Here is a 19,376-nt window from a genome sequence, read left to right on the forward strand (position 1 = left end):
TTTGCGATTAAATTACTGAACTTGTTATGCTCAGCAAAGAAGCGATTATTTTGCTCATGGATCAGCAATGTTTTCATCGGTATATTAAGCTAAATTGATCGGCGTTTTACTGGCCTCTCCGGCAATTTCTCTGACAAGTTTTGGCATTAAATAACCCGGTAAAATCGCCATCAGCTCGATAATTATTTTTTTTGCCTCTGCTTCGGTTAAATCGAAATGAGCAACGGCTTGCACTTTATCGAATAGGTGTAAGTAGTAGGGTTGGATGCCAGCATCAAATAAGCGTTCACTGAGCTCTGCGAGAATATCTGCGTTATCGTTAATTCCTTTAAGTAATACACTTTGATTAAATAATGGCACTCTTGCCGTACGTAAAGGTTCAATGGCTTGAATAACATTTTCATCAACTTCATTGGCATGATTAATATGAAACACAATAGTGGCTTTTAATCTTGTTTTTGCTAGGGTGCTAACCAATGCTGGCGTTATGCGCTGTGGAATAACAATTGGCAAGCGGGTATGAATACGTAAACGTTTAATATGAGTAATCTGCTCAATTTCAGTAATTAACCATTGTAAATGTTCATCGCTGGCCATTAATGGGTCGCCACCACTAAAAATAACTTCGTTGATCTCAGAATGATTTCGAATATAGCCCAACGCTTGCTGCCAGCGAATTTTATTTGGGCTATTGTCAGCATATGGAAAATGGCGGCGAAAACAATAACGACAGTTAATGGCGCAGCCGGTTTTTACCATCATCAATACCCGATGTTTGTACTTATGTAAAAGCCCAGGCGCTACTGTGTCGTGTTCTTCGAGTGGATCTTCTACGTAGCCATCTGTCACTGAAAACTCGACATCTAATGGCATTACTTGTTTTAGAATAGGGTCATTAAAGTCGCCTTTTTTAATACGAGATAGTAAAGTCCGTGGCACACGCACTGGAAATAATTTACGCGCGGCAAAGTGTTGTTGATAGTTTTCTGGTGGAATATCGAGCAACTCGACTAAGGTTTTTGGATCTGTAATAACATTTGCTAATTCTTTTTGCCAAGAAGTGTGCAATTTATCGCTGATTTGGGTTATTATTTGCGGCATTTCTATATTCAATTTTTAACCTTTACGTGTACTACGTGAACGAGCGAGCATAATAATTATGGCTAATTTTAGCACTAACCAGTTCAAAGCTGGACTTAAATTAATGATTGATGGTGAACCTTGTAACATTATCGATAATGAAATCGTAAAACCAGGTAAAGGGCAAGCATTTAACCGGATTAAAATTCGTAAGTTGATATCAGGTAAGGTATTGGAGAAAACTTATAAGTCGGGTGAAAGTGTTGAAGGTGCCGATGTTATGGATTCAGAGCTTGGCTATTTATATGCTGACGGTGAGTTTTGGCACTTTATGAATAACGAAACCTTTGAGCAAATTGCTGCTGACGAAAAAGCAGTTGGTGATGTAGCTAAATGGTTAGCTGAAGGTGATATTTGTACTATCACATTTTGGAACGGTAACCCTATCTCGGTCGATCCACCTAACTTTGTTGAATTAGCTATTACTGAAACAGACCCTGGCCTAAAAGGTGACACTGCTGGCACCGGCGGCAAGCCAGCAACACTCGTTACCGGTGCTGTAGTGCGTGTACCACTATTTGTACAAATAGGTGATGTAGTTAAAGTTGACACCCGTACCGGTGATTATGTTTCACGTGCTGGTAAGTCTTAGATAAGCAATATCTAGCTTAATAAGAAGCCTGCATTTGCAGGCTTTTTTTATGTATGACTTTATTTTTTATTACATGTTGATAACGCGCAAGAAAAAGAGGAACAACAGATCTTTGGAGGGAATAATCTACTAGAACCAGTAAATTTAGTCGATTACTTTAAACTGTTCAAAGGTTATCACTAGGTGTGTCATGATTATTGTTTGTGTAGTTAATGTATTGTTATAAGGGATGAAATAACTTGAAATTTAACTTCACCACTTTCCGTTTTATGGGATAATAATGTTTCAACATTTTGTGTTAACTCGCTTCAATCTATGTCGTTCAGATTGGCAAACCACTCGTACTAATACGGCAGTATTGACAGATAGTTGGATGGAAAATCGTCTTAAGCTTTTTGAAAATTATTGTTTTTCATCTCTTAAAGCCCAAACCGAAAAAAACTTCACCTGGTTAGTTTTTTTTGATATCTCGACTCCTGAAATATTCCGCGAAACGATTGCTCGTTTAGATAATGAATTTGAAGCATTTACACCTATATTTATTGATGGGATGAAAGAATTTTTTCCATCAATAAATACTGAGATAAAATCGAGGTTAACTCAACCTTATCTCATTACCTCTAGACTAGATAATGATGATAGTTTGCATCAAGATTATATTAAAGAAGTTCAATCTCAGTTTTCGAAACAAGACTTTATGGCTATCGATTTTGTTGATGGTTACACTTTGCAAGTAGAGCCTATCGTTCGATTTGCTAAACGCTCCCATGTCCATAATCCTTTTTTAAGCTTAATTGAGAAAAGTGAAGGCTATAAAACTGTTTGGACAAATGAACGTCATGGTCAGTGGAGTAAAGTCAAGCAGGTTACTCCCGTTAGAAATAAACTTATGTGGATGTCAGTGATTCATATGGAAAATAAGATAAATAGTTTTTACGGTTACGGAGACGTTGAATGGGATGATATCCGTGCCTTTAACCTGAATAAATCTATCTTAGATGAATTACAATCAAAGGTTGTTGCATTTGAAACATGGAAAGCTAAAGGTTTTAAACATCAGATAAAAACTCAATGGAAAGTGTCCGTCAAATTGCTTAAACGTAAATTATTTCTCAATATTAATTAATTTATTCCCATATGAAATATCACCCATATTTGTTTAAATAATGTTGTGTTTTGGGAGCTCTATATCAAGCCGAAAGCCTGTTGAAATTGTAATGAACACTCAGTTATTGAATGAGTCATTGTACGATATGTAACGAGAAGACCAATGTTTGGGACATTTTGCTTCGACCGTTTTAAATCACAAGTGCTCCTTGATGAAGCTGCTTTATTATTCATGGGGTATTGTTGATCTAAGTCATATTCTTGCTGATCTTACACCAACACTCGAGATGTCGGCTCTCATCAGTGCTTAGTTATGTATTAAAATAGCAGTAAAGGGGACGTAATCAACCGGATTACTCCCTTTTACTAGCAATTAGCACTAAATACTCTCAGTGCATATTATTTTTAATCGCTTACTTTAAATGCTCATTAAAGTAATTGGTCATCATGGTTTTCAAATGTAAGGTGGTTCCTTCACCTTCACGTATGCCGTGGCTGCGATTTGGATATGACATAAAATCAAATTGACGGTTATGCTTTATCAGCTCATTGATTAATCGTTCTGTACCTTGATAGTGCACGTTGTCGTCACCGGTACCATGAATGAGCAATAACTTGCCTTGTAGGTTTTTAGCATGGGTGATCGGTGAACCTTGTTCATAGCCTTCGGCATAATCGCTAAGTAATCCCGAATAACGCTCTTGGTAAATACTATCGTACAGGCGTTGATCAGCCACGGGTGCTAACGATATGCCGACTTTGTATAACTCAGGGTAGCGAAATAGCATATTCAAGGTCATTGAGCCGCCACCTGAGTGACCCCAAATGCCGACACGGTCGCTATCAATATATGACCAGCGTTCTGTCATCGCTTTTAATGCGTCAGCTTGATCACGTGATGATAAAATACCGACGGCACCGTAAATTGATTTGCGCCATGCTCTGCCTTTAGGTGCAGGTGTCCCGCGATTATCAATTGAGGCAACAATAAAGCCTTGCTCAGTTAGCATTTGATCCCATAAGTAAGCATTACCGCGCCATTTATCTTGTGCTGTTTGTCCGGCTGGCTCGCCGTAAACATAAAATATAATGGGGTATTTTTTACTGGCATCAAAGTTAGCAGGGCGCATGATGTAACCGTCAAGTACCACACCGTCTTGTGCTGTTACTTGAAAGAATTCATGCTCAGGTTTCGCTAGTGCTGCCAATTGCTTATTCAGCTTTTCGTTGGTCATTAATTGATGTTTTACCTGATGTCCGGCAACTTTAATTAATTGTTTTTGGGTTGGTTGAGCAAAGCTTGAAAATGAATGAATTGCCCACTGGCCGTTAGGCGACATTTGGTAGCGGTTTGAACCAGCATACTCATTCGGTGTAATGCGTTGATTTGATAACGTACCATCAAGCTTACTGCGATATAAATAACGCTGTGCGACATTATCAGGTGAAGCGATAAAGTATATCCAACCATTTTTTTCATCAATTGCTTGCACGTCGGTAATATCAAAAGCGCCATTGGTTAAATTTACTATGTTGCTACCATCGCGTGATATTTTGTAGATATGACGCCAACCGCTGCGTTCACTCTTCCAGATAAAATCAGTGCCACTTTCTAACCATTTAGCGTCATCATAAAAGTCGAGAAAGTTTTCTTCTTGTTCGGTTAGTATCAGCTCAACATCACCGTTTTTTATCTCGGTAAGATAGAGTTTGTTGGTGTCTTGCTTGCGATTAACGTGTTGAATTAATACTTGCTCAGAATTTCCAGACCAGTTCATACGCGGCACATACATTTCACGCGAATTGTTAGGTAACTTGGCCCAAGTGGTTTTAGCATTGCTGACATTAACAATACCAATTTTTGCTAAGGCGTTCTCTTCGCCCACTTTAGGGTAAGGAAACGTCGTTAACGTTGGATAAAGTTCATCGGTGTTGTTGATCATGGTGAAGTCTTTGCTGCCGCGGGTATCTAGCTGCCAGTAGGCAATGCTTTTACCGTTAGGGCTCCAACGAAAACCATCTCGAATTGAAAACTCTTCTTCGTACACCCAATCGAACAAACCATTGATAATACCGTTGCCCGCATCTGAGGTGAGTTGCTTAATGTGATGATTTGCTAGTGTTTCAACATAAATATTATTGTCGGTCACGTAAGCCACTTTGTTGCCATCAGGTGAGAACTTGGCAAACATTAAGCTGCTATCTTTAACGTCCTTACCACCCAATTGATTTAGTTGGTTGGTTTTCAGGTTTAAAATCCAATAATCACCGCGACTGTTCGAACGCCAAACTTTTTTGCTGTTGGTATAAATAAGCAGTTGCGAGCGATCATCAGACCAAAGGTAATTGTCGATTGATAAAGCTTGGTCTTTACCTGCTGGAATGAGCTGATCTGCTGAAATGAGTACTTGGCGAGCTAAAGTATTTGGATCGTAGAAAACAATATCTTTGCCAATGCTTTCTGCTTTTTTAGCATCGTTGTTACTGTTTTTATCCGTTTTATTATTTTTAGTTTTTTCAGACTTTTCAATGGTAGTGTAACCACTACCATCGGCCAGCCAGCGAATTTGTCCTAGCCATTGTGAGCTAAATTCATCATCTTTATATATGCGTTCAACGGTTAAAGGCATGTGGTTTACGCTTTGAGTTGGTACTGGCTCAGAAGTACTCTGACAAGCCATTAATGACACGGAAATGGCGGTTAATGCACACCATCGCGATAGCTTAGTTATCAACATTGTTTATCCTTAATTTTTGCCTTCACTTTAAAATGTATACAAGGGTAAGGCAAACGCATTCATCGCAACTTTTCGTTTGTTCGTCACTATTACGTGAACAATAGGGTATTACACGTTGAAAATAGCCAACTTGCCCCCACGTTAAAGGCACGCAATTTTTTTGAGGTTCGCTATGCTACCAGCACTAAAAATATCAGGATTAACGAAGACCTACAAAGGTGGTTTTCAAGCACTTAAAGGTATTGACCTTACCGTTAAGCAGGGCGACTTTTTTGCTTTGCTTGGTCCTAATGGCGCCGGTAAGTCGACAACCATTGGTATTATTACTTCTTTAGTCAATAAAACCGCTGGCAGTGTTGCTGTTTTTGGTCATGATATTGACCAAGAGCTTGAAGCCGCGAAAAGTTTTATTGGTTTAGTGCCGCAAGAATTTAACTTCAATCAATTCGAGCCGTTAATGAAGATACTGGTGAATCAAGCCGGTTATTATGGTGTTGAACGTAAGTTAGCCGTAGAACGTGCCGAAAAATACTTAAAGCAGCTCGATTTATGGGAGAAACGTAATGACGCTGCACGTATGCTCTCTGGTGGTATGAAGCGTCGTTTAATGATTGCTCGCGCATTAATGCATGAACCTAAAATGCTTATTCTTGATGAGCCAACGGCCGGTGTTGATATCGAGTTACGTCGCTCAATGTGGGGCTTTTTACGTGAGCTTAATGAGCAGGGCATTACTATTATTTTAACCACACATTATTTAGAAGAAGCTGAAATGCTTTGTCGTAATATTGCCATTATTGACTCAGGTATTATCGTTGAAAATACCGATATGAAATCGCTATTAGCGAAACTTGATGTCGAAACATTTGTCTTTGATCTGAAGCCAAACAGTGCTCCGGTAGCATTAGATAATTTGAGTTCCAGAGTTATTGATGATCATACGCTAGAAGTCGATGTTAATAAGAGCCAAACCATTAATGCCATTTTTGTTGAGCTTAATAAGCAAGGCCTTGAAGTGCTAAGTATGCGAAATAAGAGTAACCGACTCGAAGAGCTATTTGTTAGTCTTGTTGGTAGTGGCCAAGCGTCAGTTGATAGCGCAGTTAAGGAATAAATATTATGGCATCATCGAGAAATTTTATTGCGCTTAAAAGTATTCTTAATAAAGAAATACAACGTTTTATGCGTATTTGGATACAAACGCTAGTTCCACCAGCCATTACTATCAGTTTATATTTTGTTATTTTTGGCTCGTTAATTGGCTCGCGTATTGGTGAAATGGGTGGCTTTGATTATATGTCATTTATTGTCCCAGGCTTGATCATGATGAGTGTTATTACTAATTCATACTCCAACGTTGCCTCGTCATTTTTCAGTGCTAAGTGGCAACGAAATGTTGAAGAAATGCTCGTTGCTCCAGTACCTAACTGGGTGATTGTTGCCGGTTATGTTGGCGGCGGTATGGCGCGTGGTATGTTGGTCGGTGGTATTGTTACTATTGTGGCGATGTTTTTTGTTGATATACAAATTCATAATATTTGGGTCATTATTGCTACGGTTGCTTTAACTTCTGCCACCTTTGCTTTAGGCGGCTTAATTAACGCTATTTTCGCAGGTAGTTTTGATGATATTTCAATTATTCCAACCTTTATACTGACGCCATTAACTTATTTAGGCGGGGTATTTTATTCGATTAGCTTGTTACCTGAATTTTGGCAAGGAGTGTCGCAAATCAATCCTATTGTTTATATGGTTAATGCCTTTAGATACGGGTTTTTGGGTATATCTGATGTTAGTTTAACCTTGTCGTTTGGCGTGTTAGGCGTTTTTATTGTTAGTTTATACACCATTGCTATGGTGTTAATTACTAAAGGTATTGGCTTAAGAAGCTAATACCTTTTGGCATTGAAAACTATAGCTAAATAAGTAAATAGCTAAATAAGTAAATAGGTAAAAGTTAATGACCGAGACAGAAATTACAGGTGATTCGAAAGCGATTGTCACCAATCAACCGGGTATACATGAAAAACTGCTTGCGATTGTTAATAAGCATGTAGCGCACCCGTCGCAAAAACCGATACAAGCGCATACTCAACAAGCTTTTGATGAGATTAACGCCATTGTGCAAGATTTTTCGGGTGAGATTATTTTAGACTCATGTTGTGGTGTTGGTCAAAGTACTCGGTTGTTAGCAAAACAAAATCCAACCGCGTTAGTGATCGGGGTCGATAAATCAGCCCACAGAATTAATCGTAATGTTGGTGAAGTTGAACATGATGACGGTAAAGGCAAGGTTGAAAATTATCATTTAGTGCGCGCAGACTTAAATGATTTTTACCGCCTGGTGGTTGCTGCAAATTGGCCGGTGGCTAAGCATTACATTTTATATCCTAACCCTTGGCCGAAAGCTAAACATGTGCAAAGACGCTGGCACGGCAGTGCGGTGTTCCCACAAATTATTGCCGTTGGGCAAGAGATTATTTTACGCAGTAATTGGTTACTTTACTTAGAAGAGTTTCAGCTAGCTGCTGAGGTTTTATCTTTCAAAGGCGAGATATCAACGGTGAGCGTTACTCAACCTTTAACGCCGTTTGAGGCAAAGTTCCATGCCAGTGGTCAGCAGTGTTGGCAGCTTGATATTATCAAATCTTAAGGCTGTGAATTAATCATGTTGAGTAATTATTAAGCTTTGTATAAAAACAAAAAATTGGCGAAATTAACAATATTTTAGCTTGTTTTTACAAACTAATAACACTGTTAAAATCTGTTTTTTTTGTTTTTATCTTATATTTCAGTTGTTTGTGTTTTTGGCCTGAAAGTTGATATAGCTTAAGTATATTAATTGTAATTTAGGATGAATAACATGACTAACAATATTAAAAAAACTGTATTTATGATGGCGTTAAGCAGCTTAGCAATTGTTGAACTTGGTTTAGTTTATGCCGCAACGTTACTTGGTTAAATTAAGGTAATTACCGGTCAACATTTCTGTAAAAGCTCAACTTTAGTGGAAATAACGAGACTTTTGGCTCATTTTTTATTAAAGTGCCGCACTTATATAAATCAACTTGCTTAAGGCAAGTCGTGAATAGTGAAGTAAGTATGACGCTGAGTAAACGCGCGGCAAAAGTATCTGAAGAGTCTTTACATCGCATTTTTACCATTCCTGTTGCACCTGATTCCACATTAGGTCGAATAGAGAATGAGATATCACAAAATTTAGCAGGTTTTCTTGGTGCGCATATTGCAGCCACGGAGCAAGCGTTAAGCGAAATTGAAAAGGATTTTGCTAACTCATTGATCCCCGAAGAGCCCGCGTTTGTTTCAGATCACATGCACCACTTACTTGATAAGCTAGTGTCTCAGTCAGTACATACTTCTAGTCCAAACTTTATTGGTCACATGACTTCTGCATTACCTTATTTTATTTTACCGCTATCAAAGTTGATGGTAGGTCTAAACCAAAACTTGGTAAAAATTGAAACTTCTAAAGCGTTTACTCCAATGGAGCGTCAAGTTCTAGGCATGATGCACCGTTTGGTTTATCAAGGTGATGAACCTTTCTATCAACAGTGGATGCACAGTGCTAATCATTCTTTAGGGGCATTTTGCTCAGGCGGCACGATTGCCAATTTAACGGCACTTTGGGTGGCTCGCAATAACTTGTTAAAGCCTGATGCTAACTTTAAAGGTGTGGCACGTGAGGGCTTGTATAAAGCACTTAAGCATTACCAGTATGATGGCTTAGCTATTTTAGTATCAGCGCGTGGTCATTACTCACTGAAAAAATCGGCTGATGTCTTAGGTATTGGACAAGATAGTGTTATTGCTATTCCAACCGATGAAAACAATAAAATTGACTGTCAATTACTGAAAGCAAAGTGTCAGCAGTTAGCTGATGAAAATATTCGCGTGTTGAGCATTGTTGGTGTTGCCGGTACCACTGAAACCGGTAATATCGATCCACTTACGCAGATGGCTGAAATTGCTCAGCATTACGGAGCACACTTTCATGTTGATGCTGCATGGGGCGGTGCAACACTACTCTCGAAAAAATATCGTCCGATGCTTAAAGGTATTGAACTCGCTGATTCAGTTACCATAGATGCACATAAACAAATGTACGTGCCGATGGGTGCAGGTTTAGTGGTGTTTAAAAATCCGGCTTCTGTTGCCGCTATTGAACACCATGCAGAATATATCTTGCGTAAAGGCTCGAAAGATTTAGGTAGTCATACTTTAGAAGGCTCGCGTCCGGGTATGGCAATGCTAGTTTATGCGGCATTGCATGTGATCAGTCGCCCAGGCTATGAGTTACTGATTAATAGTAGTATTGAAAAAGCGCATTATTTTGCTGAGTTGATCACGCAGCATGAAGATTTTGAGCTGATCACCGCGCCTGAACTATGCTTGCTGACATATCGTTATAACCCAGCAAGCGTACAAGCATTGTTAGCTAACGCCGATGATGCACAGCAAGAAACAATTAATATTATCCTCGATAAATTAACTAAATTTATTCAAAAGCGTCAACGTGAAAATGGCAAATCTTTTGTTTCGCGTACGCGTATTGAAGTGAAAAAATATCAAGGACGTAAAACCTTAGTTTTTCGTGTGGTATTAGCGAATCCGTTAACGTCAAAAACGATTTTACAAGATGTCTTAACTGAGCAGATGCAGCTAGCGCTAGAAAGTGAAACCTTCTTACCTAAATTATTATCCATGTCAAAACCGTAATATATCGAATGATCTGTTACGGCTAAATTTTAACGTAATTGAGTATATCAATAAAAAAGCGACTATCAATAGAACCGAAAGTTCTACGAGATGAGTCGCTTTTTTGTTGCTAGCTGGCAACAATCACCAACATTAAGAAACGTTTAAGTTAGGCTAATACGTAAATTATCAATTAATCTGGCTTTGCCACAATGAGCAGCAGCAAGAATGACCAACTCTTTATCGTCTTCACTGGCTGGTTGTAAAGTGCGGGCGTGGCATATATGAATGTAATCTGTTTTCATGCCAGCATTGTCAATATAACTGGCGGCTTTTTTTGCTAAACCAATAAAATCATTATCTCTTTGAATGGCTTTTGCTAGCCACTGAATATTTTGACTTAAGGCCGGGGCTATTTTCTTTTCTTCTGCAGTTAAATAATTATTACGTGAGCTTAACGCTAAGCCCGAATCTTCTCGAACGGTTTCTACTGGCAAGATCTCAATTGGCATTGATAAGTCTTCAACCATGGTTTGAATTACTTGTACTTGCTGATAATCTTTTAAACCAAAGCAGGCGATGTCTGGTTGTACGATATTAAATAACTTACAAACCACGGTTGCCACACCGCGAAAATGTCCAGGGCGACTTTCACCACAATAACCGTCAGAGACATTGGGCACTTCAATATAACTTTGTTTATCTAGGCCTTTGGGGTAGATAATGGCGGGGGTAGGAATAAAGAGGATGTCGCATCCACCAATGGCTAATTTTTCTTGATCAGCAGCCATAGTGCGAGGATAGTTATCAATATCTTCATTAACGCCAAATTGCATTGGATTAACAAAAATACTCACCACTACTTTATCAGCCATTTGTTTGGCTTTTTCAACCAAGGCAATGTGCCCTTGATGTAAGTTTCCCATCGTTGGCACGAAGGCAATTTTAAGACCTTGCTGGCGCCAAAGATTAATTTCGCTACGCAAAGTCGAAATTGTTTCAATTGTTTGCATGGTATTCTACTTTTTACTCAATGTGAGAGCACTTAACTTTCGTTAAGTGCTCAATAAATTAGTCTGATTGGCTTTAATTATTTAAAAATATGCTCAGGGCCTGGGAAATTACCCTTACTGACTTCATCAATATAAAGCTCGATGGCTTTTTTGATATCACCGGTATCGATTAAAAAGTTACGTGAAAACTTTGGCATATAACTACATGAAATGCCTAAGGCGTCATGCATAACTAAAATCTGGCCATCAGTGTCTTTACCTGCACCAATACCGATTGTTGGTATTGAAACTGCTTCGGTAATTGCTTTACCTAAACTGCTTGGAATGCACTCTAAAACCAATAATTGTGCACCGGCAGCTTCTAGGGCTTTAGCATTTTCAATCATTTCTAGTGCTTTATCATTTTCTCGGCCTTGTACCTTAAAACCGCCAAAAACGTTGACTGATTGTGGTGTTAAGCCTAAGTGAGCACAGACAGGAATACCGCGTTCAACTAAGCCTTTGATGGTTTCTTTTAACCACTCACCACCCTCTAACTTAATGATACTAGCGCCAGCTTGCATCAGCTTAGTGGCATTAATATAAGCCTGCTCAGTTGTGGCATAGCTCATAAAGGGCATGTCAGCGATAATAAGCGTGTTTTCGACTCCGCGCTTTACTGATTGCGTATGGTAAGCCATATGCTCAATTTCAACAGGTAGCGTATCGTCATGGCCTTGTAAGACCATACCTAATGAGTCACCGATTAATATTGCATGAATGCCTGCTTGATCGAATATTTTAGCAAAACTAGCATCATAAGCGGTAATGGTGGTGATTTTTTCACCTTGATGTTTCATTTTCTGTAAAGTGGCAGTGGTTATTTTAGCCATGTTCATTCCATTTTTATGGTGCAGCGTTAATCGTTGCTAATGTTAAATTTATTATACTAACGTAATTTACTATGAACTTTTAGCCCATTCTTTTCAATCTGCTGAGCAAGTGCTTTAACGCTATCGCCATCGGGCAAAATAAGTTCATTTGCTATTTCGGCTAAAGGCAATAAAACGAACTCGCGCAGTTTTAAACCATAATGGGGAATGATTAAGCGCTCGGTATTAATCAATTGTTGATCATACAAAAGTATGTCTAAATCTAATATTCGTGCACCCCAGCGATTGTCTTTACGCTCCCGTCCAGCATTATTTTCAATAGCCTGCAGCTGATCGAGCAATTTGATAGGGCTTAAGCTTGTTTCTATCGCAACCACAGCGTTCATGTAATCAGGCTGATCTTGTGGCCCCATGGGACGGCTAAAGTATAAAGAAGAAACCTGACTAAGTAAGCAATGCTCAAGTTGCTCTAACTCAGCTAATGCCGCCGCTATTTGTGCTTGCGGATCCGCTAAGTTACTGCCTAAGCCAATATAGGCTAATGCCATTATGCGTCACTACTTGAGTTTTGCACACGTGGTTTTCTACGTTTACGTGTGCTGCGACGTGGACCATTTTTACTCGGCACAATACTTTTTATCATCACTTGTTGCGTGTCTGCGTTACAAGCTTGAAAATCACCCCACCATTTGGCAAGCTCTTGCAATGCTATTGCTTGCTCAGAATGACTATTTTTAACGCCTTCAATTTCAGCACGTAATAATAAGAAGTCATATCCTGCTCTAAACTTTGGATGTTCAAGTGCTTTAAAGGCACGCTTACCATCTCGTCGAACTAACTTTTCTTGTAGAATCCAGATATCTTTCATCACCGCTTGAAAACGCTTTGGAATGGCGATGCTACGTTGTTGCTCTGACATTATTTCACTTAATGCCCCGAAAAAAGCATCTTGTGGTGTTAGTTGTGTTTCACTGTTTAAACGTTGTATTTGTTCTTGCATTGGATACCAAAGCATAGCGGCAAATAAGAATGCCGGCGTAACGCGTTGCTCAGTATTAACACGATGATCGGTATTTTTCATTGCTAAACAAATAAAGTCAGCTAAATAGGCATGAGATTGCTGATTAAGCTGCTGATCTACCGCAGGGAAAAAATATTGAAATAAGCTGTAATCACGTAATAGCTGAAAATTTTCTGCCGCCTTGCCAGACATAAACAACTTTAAAAACTCTTCAAACATGCGCGCTGGCGGAATGTTAGCCATTAAAGGCGCAAGCGACTTTATTGGCGCTTTAGAATCAGCGTGAATTTCCATATCTAATTTAGTGGCAAAACGAATCGCGCGTAACATTCTCACTGGATCTTCGCGGTAGCGTGTTTCAGGATCGCCAATTAAGCGAATTTGCTTGGCGTATACGTCTGCAACACCGTTAGCAAAATCATAAACTTTAAAGTCTTTAGCGGAATAGTAAAGTGCGTTAATAGTGAAGTCTCGACGCTCAGCGTCTTCTTCAATACTACCGTAAATATTATCACGCAGTAGCATGCCATCTTCACTTTGCTTAGAAATTTTTTGGCAACTATTTTCTTCGTTGTTATCGTGGTGGCCCCTAAAGGTAGCTACTTCAATAATTTCACGACCAAACACAATATGAGCTAGGCGAAAACGACGACCAATCAGTCGGCAATTTCGAAACAAGGCCTTAATTTGCTCAGGGGTGGCATTGGTGGCAATATCAAAATCTTTTGGCTCTAAGCCTAATAAAATATCACGCACACCACCGCCAACTAAATAGGCGTCATAGCCACCTTTATTTAAGCGATACAATACTTTTAAAGCATTATGACTGATGTGTTTTCTAGATACAGGGTGCTGATCACGAGAAAGTATTTTAGGCTGTTCAAATGATGGCAGAGTAGAGGTTTTTTTTCGTGCTTTTCCGAGTACTTTTTTACACAAATTGATCACGCTTTTGATAATGTTGGACCCTATTTTTTGTTAAATTTCTCGCGCAATGATATAACAGTGCAAGAGAAAAGAGAATGCAAACCGAATGAAAAGTCGGCGTTTATTACACTTGTAAAATTATTTCTTGTGATTTTGGTACTTGAGCAATTGACCAGTGGGTGATTGCCCAAGTTAAAAGCTCATCAACACTGGCCGTTTGTAAGCCATTAGGGGGGTGTTGACCCAGAAAAACTAGGGCTGAAAAAAGTGACGGTAGCGGGTTGTTTTTATCTATTGCAGGGGCACTATTTTGTTTGCTTAACTTAAAGCCTGGTTTGCTGACAGCAAGTGGGAAATGTCCAAATTTAGGGGCGTTATGCTGTAAAATTTGATAAAAACTCAGTTGTCTTGCTGTTGGCTCCAGTAAATCACAACCTCGAATAACATGGCTAATATTTTGATAAATATCATCAACAACAACCGCTAATTGGTAGGCAAATAGACCATCCTTGCGTACAACAATAAAGTCTTCTTGTGCCAACTTAGTGTCACAGGTGACTTGGGTTTGAATGAGGTCATTATATTGCGAAATACCGACAGTATTATTAATGCGAATAGCACTGTTATTCACAGGTTGTGCGAGGTTTTTACACTGCCCTTGGTAGATGCCACCTTGGGCTTTTATTTGCGCGCGAGTACAGCGACAATAATAGCTGAGTTTTTGTTCTGCTAGTTCAGCCAATACTTCATGATAAATTGCACTTTGCTGGCTTTGATAAAGGACGTCCTCATCCCAATGTAAGCCATAGCTTTCTAAGGTTTTGAGTATTTCACTGCTGGCACCGGATTGTTCTCGAGGAGGATCAATATCTTCAATTCTAAGCAGCCATTGGCCGTTATTATGCTTGGCGTCGAGATAACTTGCTAATGCTGCAATTAAAGAGCCGAAGTGTAATAAACCGGAAGGGGAAGGAGCAAAGCGACCACGATAATAACTTGCATTATCTGGTCGCAAAGGCTTGATAAACTCCAACAATATTGGTTTTTAACCCGCTAGTTGACGTTCTTTGATTTCTTGTAGAGTTTTACATTCAATACAAAGATCAGCTGTTGGGCGAGCTTCTAAGCGACGAATGCCAATTTCAATGCCACAAGAGTTACAAAAACCAAAATCGTCATCTTCAATAAGCTGTAAGGTTTTCTCAATTTTCTTGATCAGTTTACGTTCACGATCACGCGTACGTAATTCAAGACTAAACTCTTCTTCTTGAGCTGCACGGTCTACGGGATCAGGGAAGTTTGCTGCTTCATCCTGCATATGCGTTACGGTACGATCAACTTCCTGACGAAGCTGTACACGCCAAGCATCTAGAATTTTTTTAAAGTGCTCTAGTTGTGCTTCGTTCATGTATTCTTCGTTAGGCTTTTCAACGTAAGGGTTAACACCTGCTAATGCTAAAATACCTAATGTTTTGTGTGTTGGCATGTTAATTCTCCTAATGCTACTAGACCTAAATCGATAAAAAAGTTACTTAATGTAATTTTATCGCTTGGTTGCAACTGCCAATTTAATTAGACCTGAAATATTCCACATATATTGTGTTTGCTAATATAAAATTCAAGGCTTAATCGATAATATTCTTGATAATGTTAAAAATATTGCTGTGTCTAAACGTTATCTAAGGCGACAATAAATTATAAGCAAGCTCTTTTACAAGCTTTTTGCGATAAGGTCAATCTTTATTGTCTCTATTTACTCTTTATTACTTAAAGTAGAACCGGCACTTTAGTGGTTAAAGCCATTTTAAATAGGTGTTTTTCTTTTTCAAATGTTGCTTTGTAGGCCATTATTTCAACCCCTTGTTGACTCGCCTCAAGCAGCAGCTCTGCGTATTTAGGATCAATATGACAGGCAGACTTTACATCATTTATACCTGAGTGCAATACGGCAAAGAAAAGTACTGCTCGATGCCCTTGCTCAGCCATTGCCATTAACTCGCGTAAATGTTTTTGCCCTCGTTGGGTCACGGCATCGGGAAAGTAGCCTTGCTCGGCTTCAAGCAGCGTGACACTTTTAACCTCAATAAAAGTTTCTCGACCGTTAACGTCATAAAGGTGAAAATCAATTTTACTATTTTCTTCACCGTATTTAACTTCTCTTTTGAGCTGACTGTGCTGGCAAAACTCTTTAATGCTACCTTGAATAATAGCTTCTTCGGTGAGTTGATTTGCCCGTATGGTATTAACACAAATCCAATGCTGTGCTTGTGTGTAAGTGAGCTCCCAACTGTTAGGGTATTTACGCTTTAAATTGTCAGAAGTACTATACCACACAGTATCTCCGGGCTCAGCGCATCCGGTCATAGCGCCAGTATTAGCACAATGCATGGTTATTGCTGTTTTAACATGTTGCTCATCTTCAATTATGACGTCAGCAAGAAAGCGCTTATAACGTTTGATGAGTGTGCTTGGCGCTAGTATAAAGTCCATATAAATAGTAGTTGATAAATCATAGCTATAGGTTAATTATTTGCCGGCATAGTGTAAACTATTAGCTTAAATTAAATGTAAAGGTGAGAACATGACAACAGCTAATTCTGCTCCAGTATCAATAACATTGACAACAAATAACCATGCACAAGGTTGGCAGCAAGGAAAAACCATCCAAATTGCAACTGACAGTATTGCTATTTACTTACCTCAAGACGCGACTTATCGATTACGAAAAATTCAAATGGCAGCACGTAAGATAGAAAAACTAGATATTGACCATGCGTTGCTGAGCGGTGAGGGTTGGGATGAAGCTAGCCAATGGGCTTTTGCGCTCGGCTTTAGCTGCGTTGATAAACTAGAAAATATCAGTTTTTGTGGTGAACCAGGGTTAATTGAACGCTTGAATAATAAACTTGCGGTTTATGCTTGGAGCCGTGATTTAACGAATCAAACACCTGCTGAATTATATCCATTGAAGCTTGCACAACTGACAACTGATTATATTACTAACCTCGCTCCTGAACATGTGACTACTCGCCTTATTAAAGGTGAAGAATTGCTAGAACAACAATGGATGGGCATATATAACGTTGGCAAAGGTAGTATTAACCAACCTTGTTTACTGGAAGTTGACTTTAACCCTACAGCTGATGCCAATGCCCAAGTGGCTGCATGCTTAGTTGGTAAAGGTATTACTTTTGATAGTGGCGGTTACAGTATTAAAAGTAGCGCCGGCATGTTTGATATGAAATGTGATATGGGCGGTGCTGCTGTTGTCGCCGGTGCATTAGCATTAGCGATTAAACAAGGCTTAGATCAACGGGTTAAATTGTACTTATGTTGCGCTGAGAATATGATCAGTAATGATGCCTATAAACTTGGCGATATTATTACATATAAAAATGGTGTTACTTGTGAAGTTGCAAACACTGATGCTGAAGGCCGCTTAGTGTTGGCTGATGGCTTGATGGCAGCAAGTGAAACGGGTGCGCCAATGATCATCGACGCAGCAACCTTAACTGGCGCTGCTGTGATGGCAACTGGTGGCGATTATTCAGCATTATTTGCCTTGGATAATAACGCTGTGACAAAAGCTCAAGCATCAGCAAACGCTACTGGTGAAGCTATTTGGCAATTTCCTTTAGAGCCTTGGCATCAGGATAAATGCCCATCGGTATTTGCTGACACTGCAAATAGTCGCACACAAAAAGGTGGTGGTGCGGGTGGTGCAAGCAATGCCGCTGGGTTCTTATCACGCTTTGTCGGCAATGAAGGTGCCGGTTGGTTACACTTTGATTTAGCCGCGGCATATAATGCTGAGGACTCTAGTTTGTGGGCTGCAGGTGCGACAGGGCTAGGTATTGCCACCATTGCTGACTTGATCTCAAAGCATTAATCTAGTTGCGCTTATGACTAATGTCAAAGCGCTTTGACTTTACTGAGTTTAAGTAAGTGTAAGTGTATAAAATTAGCCAATGCTTAACCTGCATTGGCAACTAAAAAAGCTGAGATTATCTCAGCTTTTTTTATTTAATTTCATCAAGTAAGTAAGTTAGTTAGTTAATCATCCGGTGTTTGTTGTAAAAACTGCTCTAACCAAGATTGCGCATTACTAATATCGCTAAAAACATAAAAGGTAATATTACATGCTTGATAAATTCTTCTAAGTTGTAGCTGTTGAATATCAGCAGTGTTGCTATCAATTAACACACTGGCATTAGCAATTAGCCCATGTTTAACGCGGTACTTATTGACCTTTATTAATGCTTCTTCAGCTTCTGGTGAAAAAACACTATTACCGTAAAATGAAATTAATAACCCCCAAGGTTGACCAGAAAATTGTTCACAGGCGCCATACATATCGTCTATGTATTTTTCGGTGACATGGCCATTAAAAGGCCCAAAAACCTCGACTTGCAAAATGTTTGATTGCGATGTTATCGAATAATTTTCTTCTACAATTCTCTCCATTGCTCAACTCCATTTTAAATTGGGTAGTAATTGATAACAGTATTTTGTGCTTTTGCCAAGTAAGCATGTATTTTAATAATGTCCAGTTTTAGTTTATTTTCCACGTTTTAACGGCTTGGTAAACTACACCTAAATCAGTAGAGTAAGAGTGATATAAGCTAAAGCTATTGATGCAGATGTCTTGCTGTAAAGTGCTTTCTTGCAGTGTTGTTAAGGTCTCAGGCAAGTTAAATTTGGCTTTGCGATAGAGGCTCAAGTGAGCTTGGTAGGGCCTGTTTTCTATCGCTATTGCACTTTCATTACATGACAAAATAATAGCCTTATTTAGCCGCATCAACCATTCAGGGCAAGTTGATGGCATAATATGCAGCACTTTTGCAGCTTTAAAGTAACCGATTTGTGAAAGCTTCATCGACAGTTTTTGATTTTGCTGCAAAACGGGCGTTAATAATGCTCGAATATCTGCTTGTTGCTGATTAATCAATTGTGTCAAATGTGCTTGTTGTCGGTTATCTATTAGACCAAGAAACACCAAGGTAATATGAAAATTTTGCTCGTCAATTGCCTTAAACGCCAGTGATAAGTGTTGATCGCGCCAACTCGCCAGCTTGGCTTTATCGGTCTCTGTAATATCTAAGGCAATAAACATTCTTTTTTTCATCCTTTACTCCATGTTTTAAGCTTTTATGGTTTAAGGTTATTTATGCGAGATGGCTGTAATAACCGACAATGGCTATGGCATTGTTATGATAATATTACGCTCATAAAATACTTAAAATTAATATA

Annotated in this window: 18 protein-coding genes; 7 read left to right on the forward strand and 11 right to left on the reverse strand. The window is 39.1% G+C overall.

Annotation, left to right across the window (positions count from 1 at the left end):
- Positions 1 to 84: 84 nt before the first annotated feature.
- A complete protein-coding gene (epmB, locus tag FGD67_RS14705) occupies positions 85 to 1,113 on the reverse strand; it encodes an EF-P beta-lysylation protein EpmB (protein ID WP_373567776.1) in 1,029 nt (342 codons plus the stop codon).
- Between the two features lie 46 nt (positions 1,114 to 1,159).
- On the opposite strand from epmB, the gene efp reads away from it, so the two are divergent.
- Complete coding sequence (gene efp / locus FGD67_RS14710; protein WP_257171870.1) at positions 1,160 to 1,732, forward strand: elongation factor P; 573 nt, start codon at positions 1,160 to 1,162, stop codon at positions 1,730 to 1,732.
- Between the two features lie 280 nt (positions 1,733 to 2,012).
- On the forward strand, positions 2,013 to 2,858 hold the full coding sequence (locus tag FGD67_RS14715) for a putative rhamnosyl transferase (RefSeq protein ID WP_257171871.1): 846 nt from the start codon (positions 2,013 to 2,015) through the stop codon (positions 2,856 to 2,858).
- Positions 2,859 to 3,252: 394 nt separating this feature from the next.
- On the opposite strand, the gene FGD67_RS14720 is transcribed toward FGD67_RS14715, so the two are convergent.
- Complete coding sequence (locus FGD67_RS14720; RefSeq protein ID WP_257171872.1) at positions 3,253 to 5,577, reverse strand: S9 family peptidase; 2,325 nt, start codon at positions 5,575 to 5,577, stop codon at positions 3,253 to 3,255.
- Between the two features lie 172 nt (positions 5,578 to 5,749).
- Between FGD67_RS14720 and FGD67_RS14725 the strand changes: the two genes are divergently transcribed.
- The 4 genes from FGD67_RS14725 to panP all read left to right on the forward strand — a co-directional run bounded on the left by FGD67_RS14725 (position 5,750) and on the right by panP (position 10,314).
- Positions 5,750 to 6,691 carry an ABC transporter ATP-binding protein gene (locus FGD67_RS14725; protein WP_257171873.1) on the forward strand — a complete coding sequence of 314 codons (942 nt, stop codon included), beginning with the start codon at positions 5,750 to 5,752 and terminating at the stop codon, positions 6,689 to 6,691.
- A 5-nt stretch (positions 6,692 to 6,696) separates the two neighbouring features.
- Positions 6,697 to 7,470 carry an ABC transporter permease gene (locus FGD67_RS14730; RefSeq protein ID WP_257171874.1) on the forward strand — a complete coding sequence of 258 codons (774 nt, stop codon included), beginning with the start codon at positions 6,697 to 6,699 and terminating at the stop codon, positions 7,468 to 7,470.
- Positions 7,471 to 7,537: 67 nt separating this feature from the next.
- Positions 7,538 to 8,230: a tRNA (guanosine(46)-N(7))-methyltransferase TrmB gene (locus FGD67_RS14735; protein ID WP_257171875.1), complete on the forward strand. Its 693-nt coding sequence runs from the start codon at positions 7,538 to 7,540 to the stop codon at positions 8,228 to 8,230.
- A gap of 449 nt (positions 8,231 to 8,679) precedes the next feature.
- A complete protein-coding gene (gene panP / locus FGD67_RS14740) occupies positions 8,680 to 10,314 on the forward strand; it encodes a pyridoxal-dependent aspartate 1-decarboxylase PanP (RefSeq protein ID WP_257175133.1) in 1,635 nt (544 codons plus the stop codon).
- A 143-nt stretch (positions 10,315 to 10,457) separates the two neighbouring features.
- On the opposite strand, the gene panC is transcribed toward panP, so the two are convergent.
- The 7 genes from panC to sfsA all read right to left on the reverse strand — a co-directional run bounded on the left by panC (position 10,458) and on the right by sfsA (position 16,616).
- Positions 10,458 to 11,306: a pantoate--beta-alanine ligase gene (gene panC, locus FGD67_RS14745; protein ID WP_257171876.1), complete on the reverse strand. Its 849-nt coding sequence runs from the start codon at positions 11,304 to 11,306 to the stop codon at positions 10,458 to 10,460.
- A 77-nt stretch (positions 11,307 to 11,383) separates the two neighbouring features.
- The gene (panB, locus tag FGD67_RS14750; RefSeq protein WP_257171877.1) at positions 11,384 to 12,178 is read right to left on the reverse strand and encodes a 3-methyl-2-oxobutanoate hydroxymethyltransferase; all 795 of its coding nucleotides are present in this window, start codon (positions 12,176 to 12,178) and stop codon (positions 11,384 to 11,386) included.
- Between the two features lie 56 nt (positions 12,179 to 12,234).
- Complete coding sequence (folK, locus tag FGD67_RS14755) at positions 12,235 to 12,726, reverse strand: 2-amino-4-hydroxy-6-hydroxymethyldihydropteridine diphosphokinase (RefSeq protein WP_257171878.1); 492 nt, start codon at positions 12,724 to 12,726, stop codon at positions 12,235 to 12,237.
- The gene (gene pcnB, locus FGD67_RS14760; RefSeq protein WP_257171879.1) at positions 12,726 to 14,138 is read right to left on the reverse strand and encodes a polynucleotide adenylyltransferase PcnB; all 1,413 of its coding nucleotides are present in this window, start codon (positions 14,136 to 14,138) and stop codon (positions 12,726 to 12,728) included. Before pcnB ends, folK begins: the two co-directional genes overlap by 1 nt.
- 112 nt (positions 14,139 to 14,250) lie before the next feature.
- A complete protein-coding gene (gene gluQRS, locus FGD67_RS14765; protein WP_257171880.1) occupies positions 14,251 to 15,141 on the reverse strand; it encodes a tRNA glutamyl-Q(34) synthetase GluQRS in 891 nt (296 codons plus the stop codon).
- A gap of 30 nt (positions 15,142 to 15,171) precedes the next feature.
- Positions 15,172 to 15,612: an RNA polymerase-binding protein DksA gene (gene dksA, locus FGD67_RS14770; protein WP_077287833.1), complete on the reverse strand. Its 441-nt coding sequence runs from the start codon at positions 15,610 to 15,612 to the stop codon at positions 15,172 to 15,174.
- A gap of 281 nt (positions 15,613 to 15,893) precedes the next feature.
- Positions 15,894 to 16,616, reverse strand: a complete 723-nt coding sequence (gene sfsA, locus FGD67_RS14775) for a DNA/RNA nuclease SfsA (RefSeq protein WP_257171881.1) — start codon at positions 16,614 to 16,616, stop codon at positions 15,894 to 15,896.
- 91 nt (positions 16,617 to 16,707) lie between these two features.
- Here sfsA and pepB point away from each other — a divergent pair, with 91 nt between their 5' ends.
- Positions 16,708 to 18,015 (forward strand): aminopeptidase PepB, encoded by a 1,308-nt coding sequence (gene pepB, locus FGD67_RS14780; protein WP_257171882.1) that lies wholly within the window; start codon positions 16,708 to 16,710, stop codon positions 18,013 to 18,015.
- A gap of 164 nt (positions 18,016 to 18,179) precedes the next feature.
- Here the strand turns inward: pepB and FGD67_RS14785 are convergent, their stop codons facing one another.
- Together FGD67_RS14785 and thpR are read right to left on the reverse strand one after the other, a co-directional pair.
- The gene (locus FGD67_RS14785) at positions 18,180 to 18,590 is read right to left on the reverse strand and encodes a hypothetical protein (protein ID WP_257171883.1); all 411 of its coding nucleotides are present in this window, start codon (positions 18,588 to 18,590) and stop codon (positions 18,180 to 18,182) included.
- A gap of 88 nt (positions 18,591 to 18,678) precedes the next feature.
- On the reverse strand, positions 18,679 to 19,251 hold the full coding sequence (gene thpR, locus FGD67_RS14790; protein WP_257171884.1) for an RNA 2',3'-cyclic phosphodiesterase: 573 nt from the start codon (positions 19,249 to 19,251) through the stop codon (positions 18,679 to 18,681).
- Between the last annotated feature and the right edge of the window lie 125 nt (positions 19,252 to 19,376).

Source organism: Colwellia sp. M166, from assembly GCF_024585285.1.
Lineage (GTDB): Bacteria > Pseudomonadota > Gammaproteobacteria > Enterobacterales > Alteromonadaceae > Cognaticolwellia.